19 protein-coding genes are annotated in these 23,389 nt (G+C 76.5%); 6 read left to right on the top strand and 13 right to left on the bottom strand.

The features are described 5' to 3' along the window. Nucleotides 1–3 precede the first annotated feature (3 nt). Both IE329_RS05755 and IE329_RS05750 read right to left on the bottom strand, forming a co-directional pair. On the bottom strand, nt 4–417 hold the full coding sequence (locus IE329_RS05755) for a roadblock/LC7 domain-containing protein (RefSeq protein ID WP_073922637.1): 414 nt from the start codon (nt 415–417) through the stop codon (nt 4–6). Further along, on the bottom strand, nt 414–3,254 hold the full coding sequence (locus IE329_RS05750) for a sensor histidine kinase (RefSeq protein ID WP_190209702.1): 2,841 nt from the start codon (nt 3,252–3,254) through the stop codon (nt 414–416). Before IE329_RS05750 ends, IE329_RS05755 begins: the two co-directional genes overlap by 4 nt. Nucleotides 3,255–3,622: 368 nt before the next feature. Here IE329_RS05750 and IE329_RS05745 point away from each other — a divergent pair, with 368 nt between their 5' ends. Further along, nucleotides 3,623–5,449, top strand: a complete 1,827-nt coding sequence (locus IE329_RS05745; RefSeq protein ID WP_190209701.1) for an AMP-dependent synthetase/ligase — start codon at nt 3,623–3,625, stop codon at nt 5,447–5,449. 265 nt (nt 5,450–5,714) lie between these two features. Then, nucleotides 5,715–6,086, top strand: coding sequence for a hypothetical protein (locus IE329_RS05740; RefSeq protein WP_190209700.1), 372 nt, complete (start codon nt 5,715–5,717; stop codon nt 6,084–6,086). Between the two features lie 90 nt (nt 6,087–6,176). Here the strand turns inward: IE329_RS05740 and IE329_RS05735 are convergent, their stop codons facing one another. Then, nucleotides 6,177–6,953 carry a hypothetical protein gene (locus IE329_RS05735; protein WP_190209699.1) on the bottom strand — a complete coding sequence of 259 codons (777 nt, stop codon included), beginning with the start codon at nt 6,951–6,953 and terminating at the stop codon, nt 6,177–6,179. Nucleotides 6,954–7,263: 310 nt separating this feature from the next. On the opposite strand from IE329_RS05735, the gene IE329_RS05730 reads away from it, so the two are divergent. Further along, nucleotides 7,264–8,385 (top strand): polysaccharide deacetylase family protein, encoded by a 1,122-nt coding sequence (locus tag IE329_RS05730; protein ID WP_190209698.1) that lies wholly within the window; start codon nt 7,264–7,266, stop codon nt 8,383–8,385. A gap of 184 nt (nt 8,386–8,569) precedes the next feature. Here IE329_RS05730 and IE329_RS05725 read toward each other — a convergent pair whose 3' ends face one another. The 3 genes from IE329_RS05725 to IE329_RS05715 form a co-directional block, all read right to left on the bottom strand. Beyond that, complete coding sequence (locus IE329_RS05725; RefSeq protein WP_190209697.1) at nt 8,570–9,367, bottom strand: SGNH/GDSL hydrolase family protein; 798 nt, start codon at nt 9,365–9,367, stop codon at nt 8,570–8,572. Nucleotides 9,368–9,831: 464 nt separating this feature from the next. Continuing rightward, nucleotides 9,832–10,440, bottom strand: a complete 609-nt coding sequence (locus IE329_RS05720) for an NUDIX domain-containing protein (protein WP_190209696.1) — start codon at nt 10,438–10,440, stop codon at nt 9,832–9,834. Between the two features lie 363 nt (nt 10,441–10,803). Further along, nucleotides 10,804–11,712 carry a hypothetical protein gene (locus tag IE329_RS05715; protein WP_190209695.1) on the bottom strand — a complete coding sequence of 303 codons (909 nt, stop codon included), beginning with the start codon at nt 11,710–11,712 and terminating at the stop codon, nt 10,804–10,806. Between the two features lie 669 nt (nt 11,713–12,381). Between IE329_RS05715 and IE329_RS05710 the strand changes: the two genes are divergently transcribed. Both IE329_RS05710 and IE329_RS05705 read left to right on the top strand, forming a co-directional pair. Continuing rightward, nucleotides 12,382–13,548 carry an exonuclease SbcCD subunit D gene (locus IE329_RS05710; protein ID WP_190209694.1) on the top strand — a complete coding sequence of 389 codons (1,167 nt, stop codon included), beginning with the start codon at nt 12,382–12,384 and terminating at the stop codon, nt 13,546–13,548. A 67-nt stretch (nt 13,549–13,615) separates the two neighbouring features. Continuing rightward, a complete protein-coding gene (locus IE329_RS05705) occupies nt 13,616–16,774 on the top strand; it encodes an AAA family ATPase (RefSeq protein WP_190209693.1) in 3,159 nt (1,052 codons plus the stop codon). A 76-nt stretch (nt 16,775–16,850) separates the two neighbouring features. Here IE329_RS05705 and IE329_RS05700 read toward each other — a convergent pair whose 3' ends face one another. The 5 genes from IE329_RS05700 to IE329_RS05680 form a co-directional block, all read right to left on the bottom strand. After that, nucleotides 16,851–17,498 (bottom strand): response regulator, encoded by a 648-nt coding sequence (locus IE329_RS05700; protein WP_190209692.1) that lies wholly within the window; start codon nt 17,496–17,498, stop codon nt 16,851–16,853. After that, on the bottom strand, nt 17,491–18,813 hold the full coding sequence (locus tag IE329_RS05695) for a sensor histidine kinase (protein WP_190209691.1): 1,323 nt from the start codon (nt 18,811–18,813) through the stop codon (nt 17,491–17,493). Before IE329_RS05695 ends, IE329_RS05700 begins: the two co-directional genes overlap by 8 nt. A gap of 20 nt (nt 18,814–18,833) precedes the next feature. Next, entirely contained in the window at nt 18,834–19,649 is an 816-nt protein-coding gene (locus IE329_RS05690; RefSeq protein ID WP_190209690.1) for an ABC transporter permease, read from the bottom strand. Between the two features lies 1 nt (nt 19,650). After that, complete coding sequence (locus IE329_RS05685) at nt 19,651–20,553, bottom strand: ABC transporter ATP-binding protein (protein ID WP_190209689.1); 903 nt, start codon at nt 20,551–20,553, stop codon at nt 19,651–19,653. A 105-nt stretch (nt 20,554–20,658) separates the two neighbouring features. Further along, complete coding sequence (locus IE329_RS05680) at nt 20,659–20,862, bottom strand: hypothetical protein (RefSeq protein WP_073922650.1); 204 nt, start codon at nt 20,860–20,862, stop codon at nt 20,659–20,661. A 150-nt stretch (nt 20,863–21,012) separates the two neighbouring features. Between IE329_RS05680 and IE329_RS05675 the strand changes: the two genes are divergently transcribed. Further along, nucleotides 21,013–21,732 carry a DUF1990 family protein gene (locus tag IE329_RS05675; protein ID WP_190209688.1) on the top strand — a complete coding sequence of 240 codons (720 nt, stop codon included), beginning with the start codon at nt 21,013–21,015 and terminating at the stop codon, nt 21,730–21,732. Here IE329_RS05675 and IE329_RS05670 read toward each other — a convergent pair. Both IE329_RS05670 and IE329_RS05665 read right to left on the bottom strand, forming a co-directional pair. Then, complete coding sequence (locus tag IE329_RS05670) at nt 21,720–22,142, bottom strand: YjbQ family protein (RefSeq protein WP_190209687.1); 423 nt, start codon at nt 22,140–22,142, stop codon at nt 21,720–21,722. The genes IE329_RS05675 and IE329_RS05670 overlap by 13 nt on opposite strands. Nucleotides 22,143–22,397: 255 nt before the next feature. Continuing rightward, nucleotides 22,398–22,664 (bottom strand): hypothetical protein, encoded by a 267-nt coding sequence (locus IE329_RS05665; protein WP_073922653.1) that lies wholly within the window; start codon nt 22,662–22,664, stop codon nt 22,398–22,400. Nucleotides 22,665–23,389: the final 725 nt, after the last annotated feature.

The following is a 23,389-nucleotide window of genomic DNA, read 5'->3' as shown; positions in this document are numbered from 1 at the left end:
CGGTCATCTCCCGGGCGGCGCGGTACGGGGCTCGGCGGCCAGGTGCTCGCCGACCCGCTTGACCAGCAGGGCCATCTCGTAGGCGATCAGGCCGATGTCGGCCTCGGCCTCGCTGAGCACGGCGAGACAGCTGCCGTCGCCGGCGGCGGTGATGAAAAGGAAGGCCTCGTCGAGCTCGACCATGGTCTGGCGGACCCCGCCGACCTGGAAGTGCCGGCCGGCGCCCTTCGCCAGGCTGTGGAAGCCCGCGGCGACGGCGGCCAGGTGCTCGGCGTCCTCGCGGCCGAGGCCGCTGGACGCTCCGGTGGCCAGGCCGTCGCTGGAGAGGATCACGCCGTGCCGCAGGGCCGCGACCCGTCCCACGAGGTCGTCCAGGAGCCAGTTGAGGTCCCCGGACGGCTGCGTCGTACTGGTCATGAATCAGTTCCTTCCGCTGGAGCGGGTGGTGCGGATGATGCGGATGGTGATGGTGAGGGTGAAACGGGTGGTGCAGAAGCCACGGGTGGGACGGGCGAAGCGGGGGCTGCCGGGCGGCGGCCGGTGAGGGCCGCCGGGCCGGCCGGGGCCGCGGGCAGCGCCGCCGCCGGACGGGGCCCCGGGGTGAGGGCCCGGCGGTTCGGTCCGGCCCAGGGGTCGAAGAAGGCGGGGCTCCCCGGCGAGGGCGCCACCGGGGCCGGCGGCACGGCGGGGGACGGCACGGCGGTCAGCGATCCGGGCCTGACCCGGTCGCCCCGGCCACGGGTGAACCCGCGCTGGAACGAGCTGAAGGTGGCCCGGGCCTCCTCGGGCGAACGCTCACGGGCCGGCTCGCCCGGCACGGCACCGGGCGCGGCCGCGGCCCGGGCCTGGGCGGCCTCCTTCAGCTGCGGGGCCAGGTTCGCCTGCCGGACCCGCCGGGGCAGCAGCCCGCCGCCCGGCAGCGCGCTCCCCTGCTGCGCGGCACCCGGCAACCCGCCGCCCGGCACCCCACCGCCCGGCAGCCCCGCCGCGGGCGTCCCGGCCGGGTCGCCGTCCGGGGCCGGGTCCTGCGGACCCTCGTCGCGCCGGTGCCGGCCGCGGCCCGAGCCGTCGGAGGCGGGCGCGGGCACCAGGACGGGACCGCCGGCGCGGCGGCGCGGCAGGCCGCCCGGCTCGCGGGCGGGCTCGGCCACCGACGGGCGGGGGCCGCCCCGGCGGCCGGCGAGCTGGTCGGCCTCCTCCGCGGCGGAGTCCGGGCCGGCATGCCGCCCGTGCGGGCCGGTCTCGGCCAGGGCGGGCACCGCGACCAGTTCGCGCTGGCCGCGCCGGGCACCCGCGGCGGGCGCCGTCCTGGCCTGGACGGGCGCGGGGGCAGCCGGCTGCTCCGCCATCACGTCCGGCGCCTCGGCGAGCAGTTCGCGCGGGATCAGCACCACGGCCGTGGTGCCGCCGTACGGCGAGGGCCGCAGGTGCACCCGGATGCCGTGCCGGCGGGCCAGCCGGCTGACCACGAAGAGGCCCAGCCGGTCGGTGTCCGCGAGGTCGAACTCCTGCTCCACCGAGAGCCGCTGGTTGATCCCGTCGAGGGCCTGGCCGCTGAGCCCGAGGCCGCGGTCGTCGATCTCCAGCGCGAAGCCGTGGGCGACCACCTCGCCCTGCACGGTGACCTGGGTCTGCGGCGGCGAGAAGACGGCCGCGTTCTCGACCAGCTCGGCGATCAGGTGGGTGACGTCGGCGACCGCGCTGCCGAGCAGCCCGGTGCCAGGGAACGGCCGGACGATCACCCGGGCGTAGTCCTCGACCTCGCCGACCGCGGCGCGGACCACGTCGACCATCCGCACCGGCTTGCGCCAGGCGCGGCCCGGCGAGCCGCCGGAGAGGATGATCAGGCCCTCGGCGTGCCGGCGCATCCGGGTGGTGAGGTGGTCCAGACGGAAGAGGTCCTCCAGCTCGGCCGGGTCCTCGGTGCGGCGCTCCATGGTGTCCAGCAGGGTGAGCTGGCGGTGCAGCAGCACCTGGCTGCGGCGGGCCAGGTTCACGAAGACCGCGGAGACGCCGCGCCGCAGCTCGGCCTGCTCGACGGCGGCTTCGACCGCGGCCCGCTGCACGGCGTTGATCGCCCGGCCGACCTGGCCGGCCTCGGCCGGGCCGAACTGCAGCTCGGGGGTCTCGGCGGCGATGTCGACGGGCTCGCCGCGGCGCAGCCGGAGCATCACCGAGGGCAGCCGGTTGGCGGCCAGCTCCTGGGCGGCGTTGCGCAGCCCGATCATCTCCCGGGCCATGCCGCGGCCGATCCGGTAGGAGATCACGATGGAGAGCACGATGGCGGCCAGGCCGATCGCGCCGGCGATGCCGCCGCGCCAGAGCAGCCCCATGGCGTAGGAGTCGGCGCGGGCGTCGATGCCGCCCGCCAGCCGGGCGTTGATCGCGTCGAGGTCGGCCAGGGCGCGGTCGGCGACGGCGTGCCAGTCGTCCCCGTTGATCGCTTCGGCGACCCGCTCGTAGCCGGCGGCGTTGGTGAAGTCCCGTTCGGCGCGCTCCAGCGCGGACCAGTTCTCGCCGGTGCGCAGGCCGAGGTAGTCGGTGCGGTCCGCGGGTTCGAGTTCGGCGATGTAGACGGTGAACAGGGCCCGCTGGTTGTGCAGGGCGTCCAGCGCGGCCTGGTACTGCTGCGGGCTGATCTTGGCGGTGGAGGCGCTCAGGCCGCCCATCGCCGCGTCCTCCTGCGCCAGGTACTCGCGGGCCCGGACCAGCTCGATCAGGATGGTGCCCTGGCGCGGCAGCTGGCCGCTCTGCCGGCTGACGAAGGCCGAACGGAACGCGAAGGTGGGTTTGATCAGGTCGCTGTACTGGTCGAGAATGTACGTCCAGCTCACCATCGAGCGCTCGATGTGGTCGCGGACCGCGACCACCTGGTCGTAGCTGGCCAGGACTTCGCGGAAGCGGGCCTGCTGGGTCGCGTCGAGCTTGCGGGCCTCGGCGGTGCCGACCTTGGCGCGCAGCGCCTGGGCCTCCCGGTCGGTGACGGCGCGGGCCTTGTCGAAGGCCTCGGCGGCCGGTTGCGAGCGCGGGTCGGCGAGCTTCTGGACGGCGGCGCGGCGCTCGTTCTGCAGGTCGTGCGCGTACTGGTCCACCGTGGTGCCGAAGCTCCGGTAGCTGCTGCTGACCTCGAACTGGGTCCACACGTCACTGGTGGTCACCAGCGTCGCGTAGACCCACAGGGCGGTGAGCGCGACGATGGGCACCATGAGCAGCGCGATGACCTTCGCGCGGATCGAGCTGCTGCGCAGACGCATGGGGTCCTCGGTCGGGAAATGCCAGGCGCGGACAAGGATCGGTTTCGGGCAGGCAGGGCCGCCGGAGGACCCGGCCGCGGGATTTGCGAGAGCCTACTACGCCCTGACCATTCGTTCGAGGGTCGAACCGGTCGTTGACAGGCGGTTGTCCGTATGATCCGCTAAGTCCGATTGGCGCCCCCGGTCGCCGCCCGTACAGGCACTTTCCTCACCGGTAGGTGCCGATCTCGTCCCATGACCGCTACAGCCCTGGGCAGTGACACGGCAATCCGATACCTTCGCTCCCACCTGCCCGTCCCACAGCGCCGCCGCACCGGACGCCCGCTCGGGCCCCGGCAGGCGAAGCCGTCACGGAAATCGGGGGGAACGTGCGCGAGTCCACCAGCACCGCCGCGCCCGCCACCGCCTCCGGCGGACTCGCCGACTCGCTCTACGACACCGCCGAACGCACCCCCGGACTGGTCCAGCTGGCCCGCCGCGCGGCCGGCTCCGAGCAGTGGCGGGAAGTGACCGCGGCCGGCTTCCGGGACGAGGTGCTCGCCCTCGCCAAGGGCCTGCTCACCCGCGGCGTGCGGTACGGCGACCGGGTCGCCCTGATGTCCCGCACCCGCTACGAGTGGACCCTCTTCGACTACGCGCTCTGGTCCATCGGCGCGATCTCCGTCCCGGTCTACCCCACCTCGGCCGCCGAGCAGGTCCGCTGGATCCTCGCCGAGACGCAGGCGGTCGCCTGCGTGGTGGAGGACGAGGACCACGCGATGACCGTCGGCGCGGTCTGCGACGCGCTGCCCGACCTGAACGGGATCTGGCAGCTCGACCAGGACTGCGTCCGGGCCATCACCGAGGACGGCCGGGGCGTTCCCGACTCCCTGGTGCACCGCCAGCGCCTCGGCGTCACCCCCGACACCGTCGCCACCGTCATCTACACCTCGGGCACCACCGGCCGGCCCAAGGGCTGCCTGCTCTCCCACGGCAACCTGGCCGTCGAGGCCGACACCCTGCTCGACGGCTGGCACGAGGTCTTCCAGGACTCCGGCTCCGAACCGCCCTCCACCCTGCTCTTCCTGCCGATGGCCCACGTGTACGGGCGGGTCGCCCAGATCGCGGCCGTCCGCGGCGGCATCCGGCTCGGGCACCTGGCGGAGATCAGCACCGACAGCCTGCTGCCCGCACTGGCCGCCTACCGGCCCAGCGTGCTGATCGCCGTGCCGTACCTGCTGGAGAAGATCTACCAGCAGGCCCGGCGGGCGGCCGAGGAGGCCGGGCGGGCCGAACTCTTCGAGCAGGCCGCCCGGGTGGCCGTCGAATGGGCCGCCGCCCGCGAGCAGAAGGCGCTCGGGCACGGGCCCGGCCCCGGCCCCCGGCTGCGGCTGCGGCACGCCGCCTACGACCGGACGGTCTACCAGCGGCTCCGGGCGGTGCTCGGCGGCCGGGTCCGCAACCTGATGTCCGGCGGGTCCACCCTCGGCCGGGACCTCGGGCTGTTCTTCGCCGGCGCCGGGATGACCCTCTACGAGGGCTACGGCCTGACCGAGACCTCGGCGGCGGTCACCGCCAACCCGCCCGGCCGGGCCAAGTTCGGCACCGTCGGGCTCCCGCTGCCCGGCGCCGCGGTGTCGATCGCCGACGACGGCGAGGTGTGGGTGCGCGGCCCGATGGTCTTCGGCGGCTACCTCAACCACCCGCGATGTACCGCCGAGGCGCTCTACGACGGCTGGCTCGCCACCGGCGACCTCGGCCACCTCGACGAGGACGGCTACCTCAGCATCGTCGGCCGCAAGAAGGACCTGATCGTCACCAGCAGCGGCAAGAACCTCGCGCCGAGCAGCCTGGAGGAGCGGGTGCAGGCCCACCCGCTGGTCTCCCAGTGCCTGGTGGTCGGCGACGACCGCCCGTACGTCGCGGCGCTGATCACCCTGGACGGCCCGGCGCTGGCGCACTGGCTGAAGACGCACGGCCGCGAGCAGCTTGACGAGTGGGGGGTGCTCGCCGACGAGGAGCTGCACGCCGAGATCCAGCGGGCCGTGGCCGCCGCCAACACCGCCGTCTCCCGGGCCGAGTCGATCCGCGCCTTCCGGCTGCTCCCCCGGGAGTTCACCCTGGAGCTGGGCCTGATGACCCCGTCGCTGAAGCTGCGCCGGGCGGCGATCACCGAGCGGTACGCGGAGGACATCGAGGAGTTGTACTCGCCCTAGGCCGTGTCTGACAATTCCCGCCGGGCACGCGACGCCGGGCATCCCGCCTGGACGCACGCCCGAATCGCCCGAGTACGGCCAAGTACGAGGACGATGCGGGCGCACGCCCAGCCGGGCGCCCAACGACGCGCGCTGATCCGCCGCGAATTGTCAGACACGGCCTAGAGCCGGTCCGGCGGGCCGGTTGCGGGGGCGGTTCCGGACGGAGCCGCCGGTCCCGGAATTCCCTGTCCGCGGGCGCCCGGCCGGCCCTACGGTGCCGGGCATGAGAAGACCCTGGACATTCGCCCCGGCCGCAGTCGGAGCCGTCGTCCTGGCCGGCGACGGCCGCGCGGTGGGTGCGCGCAGCACCGGTTCCGACGGACCGTCCTGCGCGGAGGCGAGCCGGGTGGCGAACGGCTCCGTCGACGAGCGGCTGAAGCCGGGCCAGGCCGGTGCCCGGCGACAGCTCCAGGCGCGAGCGGCGGCCGACGTCATCACGCGGCACCACGACTGCTTCTCCCCCAGCTCGAAGGTCCAGGCGCAGGCGGCGGCGGAGCAGTCGAGCCGGAGCGGCAGCTCGGTCGAGACGCAGCTCGCCGCGGGGACGGCCGTCTGCGAGGCCACCGGGAGGCAACCGTTCTCCTGCCAACCCTGAGCCGGCCGGATCCGCGGCGGCGCGCGAGGTCAGTGCCGGCGGGGGCCCGGCAGAAGGGTGGCCCGGCCGAAGGGTGGCCCGGCGGGCCGGTCAGTCCGGCCGGCCGGTGGCGCCCGGACGGGTGCGGCGGCCGCGCGGGGGGCGGCGGCGGTGCTCCCCGCGCAGGACCAGGGCCGGCCCGTCCTCGCCGTACGCGCCGCAGGCCGTGGCGGACCACGGCGACCACTGCTGCGGGACGGCGTAGTAGGGCACCAGCACGCCCGGTGAGCGGCGCCCGGTGGCGCCGGCCGGGAGCAGCGCGGGCAGGACGTCCGGGGGCTGCCCGGCGATGATCGCCCGGCGGCAGGCGGCGCAGGCGGGCCTGCGGTCGGCGGCCGCCTCCCGGGCGCCCAGCCGGGGGCGCCGGCGGGCCTTGTTGGACTGCTTGGGCGGGGCGGCCGGCACGGCGCCGTGCAGCGGGTTGTAGAAGCAGCGCAGCACCGGCGGGCCCGGCCGGCGGCCGGCGTGCGCGGCATGGGCCGCCGCGAGCCGCTCAACGGCCCGCTCGGCCAGCACCACCGCCGCCGTCAGGTCGGGGAGGTCCGCCGCCTCGTCCAGCAGCTTCCCGGCGGCCTGGTAGGCGTCCAGCGCCCAGAGGTACTCCCGCCGGGCCGCGCCCTCCTCCGGCGGCAGGTCCAGCTCGGCGGCCCGGAAGACCTCGCCCGCCGTCGCGACCCGCTCGGCGGCGAACCGCGTCAGCCGGTCACGGAGCACCTCCCACTCGCGGAGCACCAGCTCCTGCCGCTCCTTGGGGACGCGCCCGCCGCGGGCCGGACGCCCCTCCGCCAGGCCGGGCAGCAGGCCGATGAACCACCAGCGGCGGAACACCCTGACCTCCTACGGGACGACGACCCCTCATTCTCCGCCTCCGGAGCGGCCGGCGGAAGCACCGGAGGCCGGTTGATCCGGACCGGCCGGCGGAAGCACCCGACGTCCGTCGGTCCGGTGCCGCCGGAGGGGGCGACGCTCCCCGCCGGGCCCGCTGTCACGCCGCGCGTCCGGCTCTTGACGGACCGTCTGGTCCAGTCCATTGTTTGGCACGGCCTGAGTGCGGCACGCCACGGCTCCCGTCCCTCGGGGAGCGTCCCCCTGTTACGCGCGCCCCTTCCCGGCGCATCCCCCACACAGGAGAACTCCGGTGTCCAGACCCCTGCGTCGTCTCGCGGCGTGCGCCGCGAGCGCGGCCTTCGCCGCCCTCGGACTCGCGGTACCCACCGCCCAGGCCTCGGCCGAGCCCGTCCCCACCGTCAACCTGGCCACCAACCCGGGATTCGAGATCCCGGCCCTCCCGCTCGCCGACTGGGGCGCGATCCCGGGCTGGAGCTGCGGCGCCGGCGAGGCCGTCGCCGGCACCGGGCAGGCGCACACCGGCGACTCCGCCCTGTCCGTCACCCCGGCCACCGGCGACTCCACCGGTGAGTGCGCCCAGACCGTCTCGGTGCTCCCCGCCACCACGTACACGGTCTCCGCCTGGGTCCGCGGCGCGTACGTGTTCCTCGGCGCGACCGGCACCGGTCACGACGTGGCGCCGTCCTGGGTGGAGAACACCGGTGGCCAGTGGCAGCGGCTGACCACCAGCTTCACCACCGGCGCCGGCGTCTCCTCCGTCCGGCTCTACCTGCACGGCTGGTACGGCCAGGGGCCGTTCGCGGCGGACGACGTGCGCGTCGACGGCCCGGCCCCCGCGCCGGCCCGGGCCACCTGGAACGTCCCGACCACCGACAACGTGGTCTTCTTCACCGTCGACGACGGCTGGCAGCGCACCCCGGAGGCGGAGCAGGTCATCGCCGCCGAGAAGCTGCCGATCACGGCCTTCCCGCTGCCGATGCCCTCCGGCTTCGAACCGGACTTCTTCAAGCGGGTGACCGCCGTACCGGGCTCCTCGGTGCAGAACCACAGCGTCTCGCACCGGGACCTCAGCACGCTCCCGCTCGCCGAGCAGCAGGCCGAGATCTGCGACGCCCGGGACGCGGCCGCCCGCGTCTACGGGACGCCCACCACGGTGTTCCGCCCGCCGTACCTCGCCTTCAACGCCGACACCCTGCAGGCCGCGGCCAACTGCGGCATCCGCACGGTCGTGACGGCGACGGCGGACTTCAGCTGGGGCGCCTCCAACGTCTGGCACGGCGGACCGCTGCAGGCCGGTGACGTGGTGCTGATGCACTTCACCGACACCCTCGCGGCCGACCTCCAGCGGGCCCTGGCGGCGGCCCGGGCCGCCGGCCTGCGGCCGGCCGGACTCACCGAGTACCTGCACTGACGGCGGGGCGGCGGCCCGCACCGGGCCGCCGCCCACCTCGTGCCCCGGCCCCCGCCGGCGGGCTCCTCCAGGGAGGGCCGGCCGGCGGGGGCCGGGGCGTCCGGTCGGTTCCGGCCGGACGAGCGGTGCAAATGTCGGACGATCAGATGAGCCGCGTGCAGCTGCTTCTGGTCATCCGTTCCGGTCAGGCCGCCGCGGAGAACACCGGGAGGTAGCCCCCGGACTGGCCGGCCGCCTTCGGGTGGTAGCTCTCGTCGACCGGGAGCACCGTGCTGTTCAGCCACACCGTGCCGCTCGCGCAGATCTCGTGGCCGGTGAACGCGCTCCGCACGTCGGCGTAGCTGAAGCCGGCGTTCGCCGCCCGCTTGGCGGTCACGTCGGCCAGGGTGTCGGCCGCGCTGTTGATGGCGGCCCGCTTGGTGTCCCCGATCCCGAAGATGCAGCTGCCGCCGATCTTGTAGAGGTGCGGGTAACCGAGCACGACCACGTGCGCGTTGGGCGCCTTGGCGTGGATCTTGGCGTAGACGTTGTCGAGCTGGGCCGGCAGCGTGTTGGTCGCGTAGCTCTTCGCGGTGGCCACCGCGTTCAGGCAGGCCGTCTCGGAGTCGAGCACGCAGGTCTGCATGGTGCTCGCGAAGCCCGCGTCGTTGCCGCCGACGCTGATGCTGACCAGCGTGGTGCTCGCGTCCAGCACGGACAGCTGGTTGTTCAGCACATCACCGGTTCTCGCCCCCGAACAGGCGACGAAGGCGAAGGCCGAGGGCGCGTGGGCGTTCTTCCAGAGGTAGGGGTACGAGTTGGTGCTGCGCTTGCAGCTGCCGCTCTCGCTCGTGTAGCTGCCGGCCCCCACGCCGGCGGAGTAGGAGTCACCGAGGGCGGCGTACCGCACCCCGGCCGCACTGGCGGGCGACGCGACGAAAAGGCTGGCCAGGGTGAGGAGAACCGCCAGTGTGGCGACGGACATTGCACGAGCGGGGCGCATGGCACCTCCACATGAGTGACAAGGGTCACAGTTGTGATACCAGGCGGTAGCGTGTAGAGGAAGCGCTCATGCCAAAGATATTGACGGACCGTCTCACGACGCACCGGTGAACTGGGCCACTCCGCAAGGGAACTGCGCTGCTCAGGGCCGCCGGCAGCGGCACGGACCCCCACGGCGCGTCGCACCGGTCCCACCCCCGCGCACCGCCCCGGGAGGCGAACTCCCGTCCGTCGCCCGGACGGACGAGCGGACGGACGAGCAGACGGACGGACGAGCGGCCGCCTGACGGACAGCCGGACGGACAACCGGAAGAGCAGATGTACGGACGAGCCGAACCGGCAGCCGGAAGGTGCCGACGGGCGGGCCCAGGGCCGGGCCGACGGGCGCGACGAACCGGCGACCGGACGGGCAGACAGGCCGGACGCGGCGGGCCGGCCGGCCGGACGGACCGGACGGGCCCGGACTCAGCCCCCGAAGGGGAAGACCGGGCCGCCGAGGACCGGCAGCTCCTCGATGGCCTCGTTGGCGGCCGCGGGCACGCCGAGGTGCTCGACGGCCACGGCCACCGCCGTGCGGGCCTGCCGCAGGCCGGCCGGGCCCCAGCCGAGCAGCTCCACCGCGAGGCCCGGCGCGACCAGCAGCCGCCGGTAGTGCCGGCCCGAGGCCGGGTCCGGGACGGTCGGCCCGACGGCCCGCAGCGCCGCCGCCATCCGGACCCGCGCGCACTCGTGCCCGCCGTTCGCGGACCCGACCCGGTCGTAGAGGTAGCCGAGGTAGTGCGGCCGCCCGATCACGGCCTGCGCCTCCTCGCCCGCCTCACGGGCCAGCGCCGCCCCCGGGTCGCCCTCGTCCTCGGGCTCCAGCGAGCCGCCGGGCAGGCTGACGATGCCGTCCCGGGGGTTCACCAGGGTCAGCACCCGGCCGTCCGGCGCGAACAGCCAGCCCCAGGACTGCTTGACGGTCAGCCCCGGCGGGACCGGCTCACCCGGCCGCCAGGGCCAGCCGGCGGGGGGCCGGCGCCGTACGCGGCCGAGCAGGTCGGCGATCTCCACGCTGTACTCGATGCGGCCCATTCGTCCCCCCTCCGGTGCCGGGGCCCGCCGGGTCCGCGGCCGTCCGCGTCCCGGTGCACTGCATGGGCCTGCGGAGCGGGCGGGGTGGGGCCGCCGCGCGCTCCGACTGTTGATCTTCCACGAATCTTCCCCGAACAGGCGGTCGATGAACAGCCCCCGGGCTCCCGCGTGGCGTACACGCCACTCCACTGCCGGGCCACCGCCGGGCCACCGCCGGGCCACCGCCGGGCCGCCCGGGTGCCCCGTCCAGGGCACCCGGGCGGCGGCACCTGCCGGACGGCGCCCCGCCCCGGCCCGGCAGGGCCGCCCCGCCGGACTCGGCCGGCCACCCGGCGGGGCCCCGGTTCAGCCCCCGCCCTCGGGTCAGACCTCGGCCCCACCCGCCTCTCCGGGCTCAGCCGCACCCGACGCACCCGTACCCGGCCGGCCCGGCCCGCCACCGGCCGGCCGACGGGGCCCACATTCGGCGGGCCGGCCGGGCAGCGGGAAGCCCGGGCGGGCGGCCACGCCGTCCGGCAACCCGACGCCCCGCACCTCGTCCTCCGCCAACGCGGCGAACACCTCGGGCACCGTCATCGGCCCGAGCCGACCGGCCAGCAGCCGCCAGCCGCGGACCAGGGGCGGCCGGCCCGCCGCCGGGACGCTGTGCAGCAGCAGCTCCCCCGCGCCGTCGGCCGCGATGCCGGCCGCCAGCGTCACGCAGAACGCCTCGGCCTCGCGCCCGCCGACGAAGAGCCGCCCGTCCTCGGCGCAGACCTCGGCCGCCGCCGTCAGCTCCTCGCCGTCCTCCGGCCCGTAGGTGCGCAAGGTCAGCAGGTGACAGCCCTCACCGGCGCCCGCGGCCAGCGCCAGGTACAGCTCCGAGACGTGGCCGAGCACCGCCGTGAGCCTCGGCTCCGGCCGCTCGTCCCCCTCCAGCGCGGCGAGCAGCGCCGAGCAGGCGATCGAGATCCGGACCCGGGCCCGGTGGTCCTCGACCAGCGCCGGCAGCAGCTCGCCGAGGCGCTCGCCCCCGTACACGAAGGGCTCCCCCGCCAGCTCCGGGTCGGCGGCGTACGCGACCCGGGCCGCCGGATCCTCGGGGCCGAGGCCGAACTCCTCGCAGAAGTCCTCGAAGTCGGCCGGCTCCAGGACCCTCAGGTGCACCTCCAGCCCCTGGCCGCGGAGCGCCCGCAGCTGGCTCTCCGTCCGCCGCAGGTAGGCCTCGTAGGTCGCCGGGCCGAACATCCCGTACCGGCTGAGGCAGGCGAAGTCGGCGGCGTCGGCGGCCACCGCCAGCGCGACCGGCTGCGGCGGCGGGCCCCCGCGCGGCCCGCCCCGGCCGCGCGGGCGGGGGCCGGGGCCGCCCCCGCGGCCGGAGCCGGGACCGGCCGGCCCGAGACCGGTCCCGCCGGGGCCGGCCACGGCGTACGTACCCGGCCCGCCGCCCTTCGGGTACCCGGGCTGTCCGCCGCGGTCGGCGGGCCGGCCGGGGCCCCGGTCGGCCAGGCCCGGCCCGTGTCGTCGGTCACGGCGCTCCCGGCCATCCCGCCGGGCCCGCCCGCCACGGGGCGCGGCCGGCGCACGGCGGGCCTCGCCGGGCCGCCGCCCCTGCCCGGGCTGCCCCTTCCTCTCGGGCTGCCGCCGGCGATCGGGATGCTGCTGGTCCTCGGGTTGCTGCTGGTGGTCGGGTTGACGGCGGTACTGGACGGGCTTGGACATGGCCCTCCCTCTGTCCTCGGGTCCACCCGGGCCGCACGCCCGGGCCGTGCCGCCGGAACGGGCGCGGCACGGTCGCCGGACGGCCCGGAAGGCCCGGGTGTCCGGCAGTCGAGAACATACACAGCGTCACTGACAATCCACGCAGAGCAACGGATCACGGGGGCTCGGCGGGGCCGGCGGGACGGACGCCCCGCCCGTTCCGCCCCGAGTTGTCGGTGGCTGCGGTTAAGGTCGTGGACCATGCGACTGCTGCATACCTCCGACTGGCACCTCGGGCGCTCCTTCCACCGGGAGAGCCTGCACGACGCCCAGCGCGCCTTCCTGGACCACCTGGTGGACGTGGTCCGGGAGGAGCGCGTCCAGGCCGTGCTGGTGGCCGGCGACGTGTACGACCGGGCGTTGCCCGGGCTGGAGGCGGTCGCCCTCTTCGACCGGGCCCTGCACCGGCTCGCCGGGCTCGGCGTCCCCACCGTCTTCATCAGCGGCAACCACGACTCGGCCCGGCGCCTGGGGGTCGGCGCCGGCCTGATCGACCGGGCCGGCATCCACCTGCGGACGGACCCGGCCGGCTGCGCCACGCCGGTCCTGCTCGCCGACGAGCACGGCCCGGTGGCCGTGTACGGGCTGCCGTACCTCGAACCGGCGCTGGTCCGCGAGAGCTTCGGCCTGGAGCGGGGCGGCCACGCGGCCGTCCTCGGCGCCGCGACGGAGCGGGTCCGGGCGGACCTGGCGGGCCGGCCCGCGGGCACCCGCGCGGTGGTGCTGGCGCACGCCTTCGTGACCGGCGGGGCGCCCAGCGACAGCGAACGCGACATCGCCGTCGGCGGGGTCGCGAACGTGCCGGTCGCGGTCTTCGACGGCGTGCACTACGCCGCCCTGGGCCACCTGCACGGCTGCCAGACCCTGGCCCCGCACGTGCGCTACAGCGGCTCCCCGCTCGCCTACTCCTTCTCCGAGGTGGACCACCGCAAGTCGATGTGGCTGGTGGACCTGGCGGCGGACGGTTCGGTGACCGCCGAGCGCGCGTACACGCCCGTCCCCCGGGAGCTGGCCTGCCTGCGCGGGCGGCTGGAGGAGCTGCTCGCCGACCCGCGCCACGCCCGGCACGAGGAGTCCTGGGTGCAGGTCACCCTGACCGACCCGGGCCGCCCGGCCGAGCCGATGGAGCGGCTGCGCCGGCGCTTCCCGCACACCCTCCAGCTGCTCTTCGACCCGGACGAGACCGAGTCCGGCCCGGCCCGGTCCTACGCGTCGAGGGTGCGCGGGCGGACCGACCTGGAGATCGCCGAGGGCTTCGTGCGGCACGTCCGGCCCGGTACCGAGCCCGACGACGCCGAGCTGCGCTGGCTGCGCGAGGGCTTCGAGAGCACCCGCGAGAGCGCCGACCGGCGGGCGGACCAGCCATGACCGCACCCGCCGGCCGTCCCGCGGCGCACCGGCCGCCCGCACCCCACCGCCGGCAGGAGCCGCCCCGATGAGACTGCACCAGCTGACGGTCACCGCCTTCGGCCCGTTCGCCGGCACCGAGACGGTCGACTTCGACGCGCTCTCGTCCGGCGGCCTGTTCCTGCTGCGCGGCGCCACCGGCGCGGGCAAGAGCAGCGTGCTGGACGCCGTCTGCTTCGCGCTCTACGGCGAGGTGCCGGGGGCCCGGACCGCCAACCGCCTGCGCAGCGACCACGCGGACCCGAACCGGCTGACCGAGGTCCGGCTGGAGCTGACCCTCGGCGGCCGCCGGCTGGAGATCATCCGGCAGCCCGAGCAGCTGCGCCCGAAGAAGACCAAGGCCGGCGGACTGACCAAGGAGCGGGCCCAGACCCTGCTGCGGGAGTGGGTGGCCGACACCGGTGACGGCAGCCCCGGCTGGCGGGCCGGCAGCAGGTCGCACCAGGAGACCGGGGAGGAGATCCACCGCCTGGTCGGGATGAGCCGCGAGCAGTTCTGCCAGGTGGTCCTGCTGCCGCAGGGCGACTTCGCCCGCTTCCTGCGGGCGGACGCCGCGCAGCGCGCCGAACTGCTCGGCCGGCTGTTCGACACCCGGCGGTTCGGACAGGTCGAGGGCTGGCTGGCCGACCGGCGGCGGGCCCAGGAGGCCGCCGTGCAGGCCGGCCGGCGCGGGCTGCGCGACCTGGCCAGCAAGGCCGAGCAGGCGGCCGGCCCGGCCGCCGAGCCCGCCGCCGGCTGGGTGCCCGCCGAGGACGACGCACCGGGCGCCCCGGCGGATCTCACGGCCGGCGTGCTGGCCTGGGCGGCGATCCTGCGCAGCGGGGCCGCCGAGCAGCTCGCCGTCGCGGAGAGCGCGCTGGCCGGCGCCCGGGAGCGGCACCAGGAGGCGCAGCACCGGCAGGCCGCGGCGGGCGAGCTGGCGGAGCACCAGCGGCGCCACCGCGAGGCGGTGCTGCAGGCGGCCCGGCTGACCGGGCAGGATTCCGCGCTGGCGGGCGAACGCGAGCGGCTGGCGGCGGCGCAGGCCGCCGCCGGGCTGGAGGCCGTGCTCCGGCTGCGGGACGCGGCGGCCCGGGCGTACGAGGACGCCCGGCGTGAGGAGCACCGGCACCGCGAGGAGCTGGGCCGGTTCCCGGCCGGGAACGGCCCGGCGCGCCCCGACGGCACCGGCGGACCGGACGGACCGGACGGACCGGACGGACCGGACGGACCGGACGGACCGGACGGACCGGACGGGGTGCCCGACTCCGGCCCGCTGCTGGCCCGGGCCGAGACCGAGGAGCTGGCGCAGGCCGAGCTGCGGCTGCGCGCCGAGGTGGTGCGGCTGGAGGCGGCCGCCGTCCAGGAGCGGCGCTGCGCCGGGCTGGCCCGGGAGGAGGCGGCGCTGGAGGACGAGCGGCGCCGCGCCGAGGAGCTGGCCGAGGACGCGGCCGAGTGGCTGGCCGGGTTCGACGCCAGGTTCGCCGCCCTCCAGGAGGAGCAGTCCGCCGCCCGGGCCGCCGCGGCCAGGGTCGAGCAGGTGGACGCCCGCCGGGCCGAGGTCACCGGCCGGCTCGCGGCCGCCCGCCGCCGGGACGGGCTGCGCGAGGAGATCGGCCGGGCCGAGGAGCAGCGGCTGGGTCTGCACGGCCGTTTCCTGGACGCCCGCGAGCACAGCCAGGACGTCCGCGAGCGCCGGCTGGCCGGCATGGCGGCCGAGCTGGCCGCCCAGCTGCGGGCCGGCGAGGCCTGCCGGGTCTGCGGCTCGCCCGGGCACCCGGCGCCGGCCCGGCCGGCCGGCGGCCAGGTCCGCCCCGAGGACGAGGACCGGGCCAGGGCCGCGCAGGCCGAGGCCGAGCAGCGGCTGGCCGTCGCCGACCAGTCCCTGACCGCCCTGCGGGTGCAGGAGGCGGCCGCGGCGGGCGCCGCCGGCGAGGAGGGCGCGGAGGAGCTGGCCGGCGTGCTGGCGGCGCTGGCCGAGGAGCACCGCACCGCCCTGCGCGCGGCCGACGCGCTCGGCGCGGTGAACGGACGGATCGAGGGGCTCACCCGGCAGCAGGCGGAGCAGTTGTCCCGGCTGCGCGAGGCCGGCGAGCGGAGCGCCGTCCGGACGGCCCGGCTGGAGTCCGTACGCACCGAGCGGCAGGAGCTGGCGCGGCAGGTGGCGGCCGCCCGCGGCGAGGCCGGGTCGGTGGCCGAGCGGGCCGCCGCGCTGGCCGGCCTGGCCCGCTCGGTGACCGGGCTGCTGGCCGCCGCCCGCACCGGGGCGCAGACCGCGGCCCGGCTGAAGGAGGCGGAGCAGGAGCTGGCCGGCGCCGCCGTCGCGGCCGGCTTCCCCAGCGCGCGGGAGGCGGCCGCGGTGCTGCTGCCGCCCGCCGAGCGCGCCGCGCTGCAGCAGCGGCTGGAGCGGCACCGGAGCGAACTGTCGGCCGCCCAGCGGCTGCTCGCCGCCCCGGAGCTGGTGGCGGCCGCCGCCCGCCCGCCGGCCGATCCGGCGGGCGCCCGGGCGGCGGCGCAGGCCGCGACCGACCGGTTGGCGCGGGCCACCGCGGCGCAGCACGCGGCCCGCGAGCGCTGCGCCGACCTGGCCCGGATCGGCTCGCGGCTGGCCGCGCTGGCCGCCTCGCTGGCCCCGGTGCTGGACGGCTACGCCCGGATCAGCCGGCTCGCCTCGCTGGCCGCCGGCACGTCCACCGAGAACCGGCTGCGGATGCGGCTGGAGTCGTACGTCCTGGCGGCCCGGCTGGAGCAGGTGGCGGCGGCGGCCAGCGACCGGCTGGTGCGGATGTCGGGCGGGCGGTACACCCTGGTGCACAGCGACGACCGGACGTCCGGCGGCAAGCGCTCGGGGCTGTCGCTGCGGGTGGTGGACGCCTGGACGGGCACCGAGCGGGACACCGCGACGCTCTCCGGCGGCGAGAGCTTCTTCGCCTCGCTCGCGCTCGCGCTCGGCCTCGCCGACGTGGTGACGGACGAGGCCGGCGGCATGCCGCTGGACACCCTCTTCATCGACGAGGGCTTCGGCACGCTGGACGAACAGGCCCTGGAGGAGGTGATGGACGTGCTGGACGGCCTGCGCGAGCGCGACCGCGCGGTCGGGATCGTCAGCCATGTCGCCGACCTGCGCGCCCGGATCCCCGCCCAGTTGCTGGTCAAGAAGAACCGGCACGGCTCGACCCTGTCCCTGGTGGGCCGGGAGGACGCCTGACGCCTGACGCCTGACGCCCGACGTCCGACCCCCGACGTCCGACCCGTGACGTCCTGGACCCCGGACCGGCCGGGGCTCAGCCGGCCGGGGCTCGGCCGAGGATGCCCCGGTCGTACCCGACGGCGACCGCCGCCGCCCGGTCACTGACGCCCAACTTGCCGTAGATGTGGGTCAGGTGGGTCTTGACGGTGGCCTCGCTGATGAACAGCACCCCGGCGATCGCACGGTTCGAGGTGCCCTTGGCCACCAGCCGCAGCACCTCGCGCTCGCGGCCGCTCAGGGCGTCGTTGCCCGGTGACCTGACCCGCGAGACCAGCCGCGAGGCGACGGCGGGCGACAGCACCGTCCGCCCCTCGGCCGCCGCCCGGACGGCGCCGAACAGTTCGTCCCGCGGCGCGTCCTTGAGCAGGTAGCCGGTGGCGCCGGCCTCGATCGCCTGAAGGGTGTCGGCGTCGGTGTCGTAGGTGGTCAGCACCAGCACCCTGGCGCGCGCCGCACGGCGGGTCAGTTCGGCGATGGCGTCGACGCCGGAGCCGCCGGGCATCCGGAGGTCCATCAGGATCACGTCGGGGTCCAGCTCTGCGGCCAGCAGCACCGCGGCGACGCCGTCGGCGGCCTCGCCCAGCACCCGGAAGCCGGCGGCGGAGGCGAACATGCCGCGCAGCCCGTCCCGGACCACCGGATGGTCGTCGACGATCAGCAGGGTGACGGTGCGTTCAGCCATGGCGCACCAAGGGTACGCGGGCGCAGACCGCCGTCCCGCCGCCGGGCTCCGACTCGATGTCGACGGTACCGGCGATCCGTTCGGCCCGGCTCCGCATGCCAACCAGCCCGAAGCCGCCGGCCCGGGCCGCGCCGGCCGGCCCCCGCCCGGACCGGGCGAGCGGGTCGAAGCCGCAGCCGTCGTCCCGTACGTCGAGCGTCACCTCGTCGCCCATGTAGGAGAGGGTGACGCCGACCCGGCCGGCCCGGGCGTGCCGGCCGGCGTTCGCCAGCGCCTCCTGGGCGATCCGCAGCAGGGTGGCCTCGACCTCGCGGTGCAGCGGCTCGGGCCGGCCGGTGACGGTGAAGGTGGCGGCCACCGCCGTGGTGCCGGCCCAGGCCTCGGTGATCCCGGCCAGCACCTGTGGCAGGGTGCCGAGTTCCAGCGGACCCGGCGCGAGGTCGTGCACCGAGCGGCGGGCCTCCCCGAGGCTCTCCCGGGCGAGCCGGGCGGCCCGCTCGGTATGGGCCCGGGCGGCCTCCGGTCCGGCGCTGTCGGCGGCCGCCTGGAGCTGGGTGATGATGCCGGCCAGGCCCTGCGCGATGGTGTCGTGGATCTCGGCGGCCAGCCGCCGGCGCTCGTCGGCGACGCCCGCCTCCCTGGCCTGGAGCAGGAGTTGGGCGTGCAGACCGGCGTTCTCGGCGAGCGCCTGCTCCAGCCGGGCGTTGGCCAGCTCCAGCGCCGTGATGGCCGCCGCCTGGGCCCTGGCGCTGTCCTTCTCCCGGGCGGCGAGCCGGCCGAAGACCAGCACCAGCGAGGAGTTGAGCGCGAACAGCGCGCCGAAGGCGATCCAGTTCTCCGCCGTGGCGGGCGGCAGGCCGCCGGACTGCGAGCCGGCCATGGTCACGGCGGTGGCGATCTCGCCGAGCCGGGCGGCCCGGCGGGGCAGCAGCCGGGCCGCGTCGAAGTAGCCGAGCACGGCGTAGACGGCGAAGAACGGGTTCAGCCAGGTGAGGGCGAAGGCGAGCAGCAGGCGGACGACGTAGTGGAGCCGGCCGGCCGGGTCGTGTCCGGGACGGCCGGCGCCGGTGCGGCCCCACCACACCTCCAGCGCCAGCGCGGCCGCGACCAGCACTCCGGCGGCGGCCCCTTCGTCACGGGTCATCAGCACCGGCCCGGTGGCGACGGCCAGCAGGACCGCCGTGCCCAGCAGGGCGTACGGCCCCCGCCGGAAGAACCGGTCCCACCCCTGCTCCGCCGCCGTCGTCCCGGCGTCCCCGTCCCCGGCCCCGACCCCGGCACCCGACCCGGCACCGGGTCTCACCCCCGCAGTCATCCGCCCGTCCCTCCCCCGTGCTACGCCCACCGGAACCAGCGGGACGCGGTGCCGGTCAGCACCACCGCCCAGAGTGCCATGACACCCAGGTGGGACCAGCTCGGCCAGTCCCCGGCGGCCGCCTGCCCGAGCGCCTGGGCGCCGGCCCCGAAGGGGGTGCCGGAGACGATGCTCCGCAGCAGGTCCGGCATCGCCTGGACCGGGATCCAGACCCCGGCGCCGAACATCATCGGGAAGGTCACCGCCCCGGCCGCCGCGCTCGCGATCTTGGTGGTCCGGGAGAGTGCGGCCACTCCCGCGCCGGCCCCCAGCGCGGCGAGGGCGGCGAGGAGCAGCGCCAGCAGGTACCCGGGGGCCTGCCGCGGGAGGGCCACGCCGAAGGCGAGCCGGCCCACGGTGAGCGAGAGCGCCGCCGAGCCCAGCGCGGCGGCGCCGTGCAGCAGGATCTGCGCGGCCAGCAGCGCACCCGGCCGGACGGGCGTGGTCGACATCCGGCGCAGGATGCCGCGCTCCCGGTAGCCGGCCAGCACGGGCGGCATCGCCTGCAGACCGGAGAGGATCAGGGCGAGCAGCACGGCCACCGGCACGTACAGGTCGATCACCCGGCGGCCGCCCAGCTCGGCCTGCGGCTGCCGGAAGGCCGGGACCAGGCCGAGGATCGTCACCAGCAGGGCGGGGAACAGCACGATCCAGAACAGGGCCAGCGGCTCGCGGCGGAACAGGCGGGCCTCGGCCCGCAGCACCGCCCGCCACGCGGCGGCGGGCCGGCCGACGGGCCCGGGGGCACCGCCGGGAGTGGCGGGCGAGGCAGGTGTGGTGGGAGTGGCGGCGGTCATCTCAGGCCTCCCGGGCGGTGAGGTCGAGGAAGGCGTCGTCGAGGGTGGCGTCGGTGATCCGCAGGTGCCGGGCGGTGATGCCGTGCCGGGCCAGCAGCGAGACCGTCGCATCGGCCGTCTCGTCGGTGCCGGTGACGACCACCCGGCCGTCCTGCTGCCCGACGGCGGTGAGCCCCGGCAGGCCGGCCAGCTCCCGGTCGTCGAGCGGGCGGGAGGGGACGAAGGAGATCACGGTGGCCCCCGCGCTGCGGCCGATCAGGCCCGCCGGGGTGTCCAGCGCCACCACCCGGCCGGCGCCGAGCAGGGCGACCCGGTCGCAGAGGCGCTGCGCCTCGGCCATGAAGTGGGTGACCAGCAGGACGGTCACCCCGGAGTCCCGGACGTCCTCGATCAGCTCCCAGGTGTCGCGCCGCGCGCGTGGGTCCAGCCCGGTGGTGAGTTCGTCGAGCACCACGACCCTGGGGCCGCCGATCAGGGCGAGCGCGATGAACAGCCGCTGCCGCCGGCCGCCGGAGAGCTTGCCGAAGCGGGTGTCCAGGTGGGCGGTGAGGCCGAGCCGCTCGGCCAGCGGCCGCCAGTCGGCCGGGCGCGGGTAGCAGCCGTGGTAGAGCTCCAGCGCCTCCCGGACCGTCAGCGCGGCCTGCAGCTCGCTCTCCTGCAACTGGGCGCCGAGCAGCCCGGTCACCCGCCGGTGGTCGGCGACCGGGTCCAGCCCGGCCACCCGGACGCTGCCGGCGTCGGGGGTGCGCAGCCCTTCGACGCACTCCACGGTCGTGGTCTTGCCCGCGCCGTTCGGCCCGAGGAGGCCGAAGATCTCGCCCTCCTCGACCGCGAAGGAGATCCCGTCCACCACCGGCCGGCCGCCGTAGGCCTTGCGCAGCCCGTTCACCTCGATGATTGCCATGCACCGAGAATCCCGCCGCCGGGCCGGCCCCGGCATCGCCCGTCCCGCTCGACCCGGCATCAGCCGATCGGTTGATGCCGGGCTACGACCGGACGGGCGCGGGGGTCAGCCGGAGCAGGCGATCCGCTGGGCCTCCTGCCAGGCGCAGACCGGGCACAGGGTGGTGCCGGGCTGGTCGGCGGGCAGCTCGGTGGGCTCACCGCACAGCACGCAGTCGGCCCGCGGGCCGGTCAGCGCCGGGTCGTGGGTCAGGGCCCGGACGGTGTCGACCGGCGGCACCGCGCAGATCTGCTGGGTCTCGTCACTCATGCCGCCTTCCTACTCCGGGCGGTCGGCGCAGGGCAAGGCGGCCCCGGCGTGCGTCCCGCGATCCGGACGGACGGGCGCCCGCCCCGGCCGGCCACCGGGGGGGCCGAGGGCGCCCGCCGGCCTTCGCCGGCCCGGGGTTAGCGTTGCCCCATGCCCGTCGACCTCCGCCGCCGCCTGCGGGCGGCCCGCGCCACCGCCCCCAGCTACCCGGAGGTCGGCGCGACCCGGCAGGCCGCGCTGCCGCCGGGCTACGCCCACCTGCGCCGCCGGGTGCACCTGGGCCACGGCCCCGAGGTGCTGGAGCGGGCCGGCCGGCACGTGCTCGGCTGGGGCAGCCAGCTGGGTACGGGCTTCGCGGTGTACCCGCCCGCCCCGGCCGAACCCGGGGCGACGGTGCTGATCCGGCTCGGTCTGCCGGGCCTGCGGCTGCCCCGCCCGGTGATCCCCTGCCGGGTGGTCTGGACGGTCGACGAACCGGACCGGATCGGCTTCGCCTACGGGACGCTGCCGGGCCACCCCGAGCGGGGCGAGGAGTCCTTCGTGGTGTCGCTGGACGAGCACGGCGAGGTGTGGTTCGAGGTGGCCGCCTTCTCCCGGCTGAGCGCCTGGTACGCCCGGCTGGGCCGGCCGGGGCGCTGCTGCTGCAGCACCTGGCGATCGAGCGCTACCTGGTCGCGGTGGCGGCCGCGGTACGGGCCGGGTGACCCGGCAGCGGCAGGGCGGGCCGGCGTAGTCACCCCGGCGGGCCCGTCACCGGACGCCGCCCGGCCCCGGCCACCCCGCCGGGCGCGGGCGGCCGGGCGCGGGCGGCCGGGCGCGGGCGGCCGGGCGCGGGCGGCCGGGCGCGGGCGGGGTGATCAGCCGAGGTAGGAGAGCCGGACGGTCCGCCGGGGGTTGTCGCGGTTGGTGTCGACCAGCACCACCGACTGCCAGATGCCGAGGGCGAGTTGGCCGCCGATCACGGGCAGGGTCGCGTGCGGGGCGACCAGCCCGGGCACCACGTGGTCGCGGCCGTGGCCGGAGCTGCCGTGCCGGTGGCGCCAGCGGTCGTCGGCCGGCAGCAGCTCGCGCAGGGTGGCCAGCAGGTCCTCGTCGCTGCCGGCGCCGGTCTCCAGCACGGCGATGCCCGCCGTGGCGTGCGGCACGAACACGTTCAGCAGGCCGTCCCGCCCGGCCGCGTGCTCGTTCAGGAACACCGCGCAGTGTTCGGTGATGTCGAGGGCGACCTCGCGGTTGCCGGTGGTGACCTCGAAGGTCAGGGTGTGGAAGGTGTCCGCCATGGCGCCATCCTCACCCACCGGGGGCGTGCGACCCGCCGGACGGGCAGGTGCTCCGGAAACTTTCACCTGCTCCCCGCCCGCGCGCCCGGCGGGAGCCACCCGGGTGCCCTCCGGGCCGGCCGGACGGCTCCCGGATCGGCCGGCCACGCGGCTCCCGGTCCGGCCGGCCGGACGTCTTCGGGCCGGCCTCCCGCGGGTACGCCAAAGACCCGACGGACCAGTGGGGTCCATCGGGTCGGTTCCGGTCGGCGCGGGCTAGCCGCGTCCGCCGAAGAGGCTCCGTCGCAGCCGACGCAGTGGCGCCAGCAGCGACACCCGCGCGGTGCGCCGCGGCGCGGTCGGGGTGCTGACACCGCGCGGTGTCAGCTCCCTTATCAGCCCGAGCGCCTCGGCGGCGTCTGCCACCGGGAGTGCGGGCGCGCCGAGCACGGTCAGGTGGTGGTCGATCCGACGGCCGGTCGCGCCGACACCGCACTGGATCGCCGGCACCCGGGGCCGAGTCCGCACTTGCATGTGTTCCATCAGTTTCCCACCCCTACGAGGCGCCAGGGCCGTGAGGCGAAGACTATCCGTGACAGACGGCCTTCGCGCAACCGTCCTGGTGTTCTGCCACCGTATCGTGCGACGACAACTGACGCCTCACCAGGGGCTGTCGCCCCGGTCACGACTGCGCATCGGTGGTGGTGCACGACCTGAACGCGGGCCCACCCGGCGCGAGGGCCCCGGCGCCCGGCCCGGGAGCCGCACGCCGGGCGTGCGACCCGGGGGCGAGGACCGCCCGGCGGGGATCGTCCCAGGCCGGGCGGGCCGGCGGGCGCGGGCCCGGGCCGGCGGATGCGGACCGGACGGCGGCCGGGCCGGGGTGACCGCGGGTGACCGGGCACCGACAGCCGGTCTGTGTTTCGGACTATAGCTTCGGAAAGTGAACACATCAGGGGGATTGACGTGGCCGAAACCTACAAGCAATATCTCTATCAGCAGGGACGGTGAGAGATGCGCCACCCTGACCGGTCGATTGAATTCGACAGGTGAAGGAACTTCCGACACCCGCAGTGAGTCACTGTCCGGCTGCCTCGACGCTGCGGCGGCCCGGCTCGGCGCGGTGTACGGATTGGTGGTCGGCCGCTGAGGGTCGGCCGGACCACCACCAGGCCGCTGGTGCCGCCCTCGCACGGGCGCGGCACCGGCGGCCGCTTCACACCCCGCGCCGACGCCTCCCCGGAACTCCTGGTCACCGCCCCGCACTG

Origin of the sequence: Kitasatospora indigofera, from assembly GCF_014655955.1 — a bacterium.
Classification (GTDB): domain Bacteria; phylum Actinomycetota; class Actinomycetes; order Streptomycetales; family Streptomycetaceae; genus Kitasatospora; species Kitasatospora indigofera.
The sequence above is the reverse complement of the archived record's forward strand: the minus strand, read 5'-3'. Positions and strand labels throughout refer to the sequence as shown.

Bases quoted from the DNA above. Each gene is read 5' to 3' on its own strand.
- IE329_RS05725 (WP_190209697.1), bottom strand. From the start codon at position 9,367: ATGCGCCCCGCTCGTGCAATGTCCGTCGCCACACTGGCGGTTCTCCTC.
- IE329_RS05695 (WP_190209691.1), bottom strand. From the start codon at position 18,813: ATGACTGCGGGGGTGAGACCCGGTGCCGGGTCGGGTGCCGGGGTCGGG.
- IE329_RS05740 (WP_190209700.1), top strand. From the start codon at position 5,715: ATGAGAAGACCCTGGACATTCGCCCCGGCCGCAGTCGGAGCCGTCGTC.
- IE329_RS05665 (WP_073922653.1), bottom strand. From the start codon at position 22,664: ATGGAACACATGCAAGTGCGGACTCGGCCCCGGGTGCCGGCGATCCAG.
- IE329_RS05750 (WP_190209702.1), bottom strand. From the start codon at position 3,254: ATGCGTCTGCGCAGCAGCTCGATCCGCGCGAAGGTCATCGCGCTGCTC.
- IE329_RS05700 (WP_190209692.1), bottom strand. From the start codon at position 17,498: ATGGCTGAACGCACCGTCACCCTGCTGATCGTCGACGACCATCCGGTG.
- IE329_RS05710 (WP_190209694.1), top strand. From the start codon at position 12,382: ATGCGACTGCTGCATACCTCCGACTGGCACCTCGGGCGCTCCTTCCAC.
- IE329_RS05670 (WP_190209687.1), bottom strand. From the start codon at position 22,142: ATGGCGGACACCTTCCACACCCTGACCTTCGAGGTCACCACCGGCAAC.
- IE329_RS05720 (WP_190209696.1), bottom strand. From the start codon at position 10,440: ATGGGCCGCATCGAGTACAGCGTGGAGATCGCCGACCTGCTCGGCCGC.
- IE329_RS05685 (WP_190209689.1), bottom strand. From the start codon at position 20,553: ATGGCAATCATCGAGGTGAACGGGCTGCGCAAGGCCTACGGCGGCCGG.
- IE329_RS05755 (WP_073922637.1), bottom strand. From the start codon at position 417: ATGACCAGTACGACGCAGCCGTCCGGGGACCTCAACTGGCTCCTGGAC.
- IE329_RS05680 (WP_073922650.1), bottom strand. From the start codon at position 20,862: ATGAGTGACGAGACCCAGCAGATCTGCGCGGTGCCGCCGGTCGACACC.
- IE329_RS05705 (WP_190209693.1), top strand. From the start codon at position 13,616: ATGAGACTGCACCAGCTGACGGTCACCGCCTTCGGCCCGTTCGCCGGC.
- IE329_RS05675 (WP_190209688.1), top strand. From the start codon at position 21,013: ATGCCCGTCGACCTCCGCCGCCGCCTGCGGGCGGCCCGCGCCACCGCC.
- IE329_RS05690 (WP_190209690.1), bottom strand. From the start codon at position 19,649: ATGACCGCCGCCACTCCCACCACACCTGCCTCGCCCGCCACTCCCGGC.